The organism is Mycobacterium sp. 852002-51163_SCH5372311, from assembly GCF_001667115.1.
Taxonomy (GTDB): Bacteria; Actinomycetota; Actinomycetes; order Mycobacteriales; family Mycobacteriaceae; genus Mycobacterium.
Genome location: NZ_LZIJ01000075.1, coordinates 1 through 2,273, shown reverse-complemented (window position 1 = coordinate 2,273; position 2,273 = coordinate 1). Strand labels below are relative to the sequence as shown.

At 65.7% G+C, this 2,273-nt stretch carries 1 protein-coding gene; it reads right to left on the bottom strand.

Going from position 1 to position 2,273, the window contains the following annotated elements; translation table 11 throughout:
* Positions 1–2,014: AMP-binding protein (locus A5791_RS08905; RefSeq protein WP_156661095.1), on the bottom strand; the 2,014-nt coding region annotated here is incomplete at its 3' end.
* Positions 2,015–2,273 lie beyond the last annotated feature (259 nt).

Sequence of the window (2,273 nt, the reverse complement as noted above, 5' to 3'; positions counted from 1 at the left end):
GCGCATCCGGCGACAAATCGGTGGCGGCGCTGCCCAGCAGGGCGCCGGCGGCCCGGATCACCGTGTCCAGCACCGGCCCGCCAGCACCGCTGCGACGCAGCTCGCTCAACTCATTGGCCTGGCCTTCGGCCAGTTCGACGTACAGCTGCTCGAGCCGCTCGCCGTAGTGAGTCTTCAGTTGCGGGCGGGCCAGCTTGCGGATCCCCGTCAGTAGGCCGTTCTCCAGCGTCCATGGCGTGGTCTCGACGATGAAGTCACGCGGAATCTCATAGGACTGCAACCCAGCCGCCTTGGCGACGTCTTGCAGCGACTCGCCCAGCGCACGCTTCAGCTCGCCGGCGTCGGTGAAACGGGCCAGCGCATCCGGAGTGGGAACGACTACCGCAAGCAGGTATGCGCGGGCGCTGTTGCCGTAGACGAAGATCTGCCGCACCAGCGGGCTGTCGCCGAATACCGCCTCCAGCTTCGACACCGTCACGAACTCGCCCTGGGACAGCTTCAGCACGTTGTTGCGCCGGTCGAGGTAGACGAACTGTTCCGGGCCGACTTCGGCCATCACGTCACCGGTGCGGTAGAAGCCGTCCTCGTCGAAGACGCCCGCAGTGGTTTCCGGCCTCTTGTAGTAGCCGGGGAACAGGCTCTGGGTCTTGACCAGCAGCTCGCCGCGTGGACAAGGCCGATCGGTCCGGAAGTACCCCAGCTCGGGGACGTCGACCAGCCTGTAGTCGATAACCGCGGGCCGGCGGATGTGGTCGTCGATCAACACCATGCCGGCCTCGGTGGAGCCGTAGCCCTCGGTCAGATGGATGTCGAGTAGGGCTTCGACCCACGCCTTCATCTCGGCGGAGATCGGCGCCGAGCCCGTCAGCGCCGCGACGAACCGCCCACCGAGCAGGTCCTGGCGCAGCTCGGTCCTGATCTGAGCCTGCACGGCTTGGCGATCCGCGGTATCAGTCGACCGCCGGTCCACCTCACTCTGGAACCGCTCGAACAGCATGTCCCACACCCGCGGTACGAAGTTCAGCTCGGTCGGGCGCACTAAAGCGAGGTCTTCGAACAGCGTCGAAAGGTCGCTCTTGGCAACGAAATACGCGGTGCCGCCGTTGCACAGCGTTCCGTACAGCGCCTGACGGCCCATCACGTGGCTCATCGGCATGAAGTTGAGCGTGATCGACGGGTAGCCACCGCCTTGGAACCATGCGCTGGACTTGCGCCAGAAGTTGGCCACCCGGCTCGCGGGATACATTGCGCCCTTGGGTGCGCCGGTGCTGCCGGAGGTGTAGATCAGCAGGGCCAGTGCGTCATTGTCGGCGACACCAGGGGCCGGCGGCATGCCCTGCCCGCGCTCGAGCACGTCGGCGAGTGTCTCGACGATCACCGGAGTGCCGGCCAAGCGGCCGCGGGCGGCTTCGAGGGCTTCGCGATGTGCGTCCACCTCGGGGTGGTAGTCGAACGCGATCAGCCGCGCCGGCGCGTGATCGTTGAGCACCAATTCGACGGCGTCGGCGAAGTTGTCGATGCTCGCGGCCATCAGCGCCGGCTCGGTCTCGGTGACGACGGGCTGCAGGTGGGCGGCCGTCGCACTGGTCTGCAGCGGGACCGATACGGCCCCGAGCACGGTGACCGCCATGTCGATGGTGGTGTAGTCGACGCTGCTGAACCCGAGCACGCAGACGCGGTCGCCGGGCTCGACGACGCCGGTCAGCGCGCTCGCGAAGGCATTGGTCCGGTCCCACAACTCGCGGTAGGTGATGGTCTCGAAGCGGGGGAGCACCTCCACACCGGTGCGTCCGGTCTTCGGGTCCTTGACGAACCCCACCACGCGCTGGCCCAGGGCCGGCCGCTCGGCGTAACCCTCCATGACGGCCCGAATGATCTGCTGTAGCCCGAGGTCAGATGGCTCGACGGCGTTGGCCACCGACTGGCTGGGCCGGGCGGCGGCGAACTGTGCGTCGTTGGCGTAGAGGTCCTCGATGCGGTGGTTGAGCCGTTCTGCACTGGTGATGGTCGACATAGAAGTTCCCCTTTGTGGTGGCTGGGAGGTTTCAAAACTCGATGCGCGGCGGTGCGCTGACAAATAGAACGTTAGCAAAAGTAATTAAATTACCCTGTGACGGGTACCACTGAGTCGGTGTGACATGCGTTACGGCGGGACGCAGAAGCTGCCGAGACCGTCGGCAGCTTCTGCGTTTCAGTGTTAGAGCAGGCCGAGTAGGCGTAGGTCGCTGACGTATTTGGCGATGATCGGCGGGGTGATGTGCGGAATGTCTTTG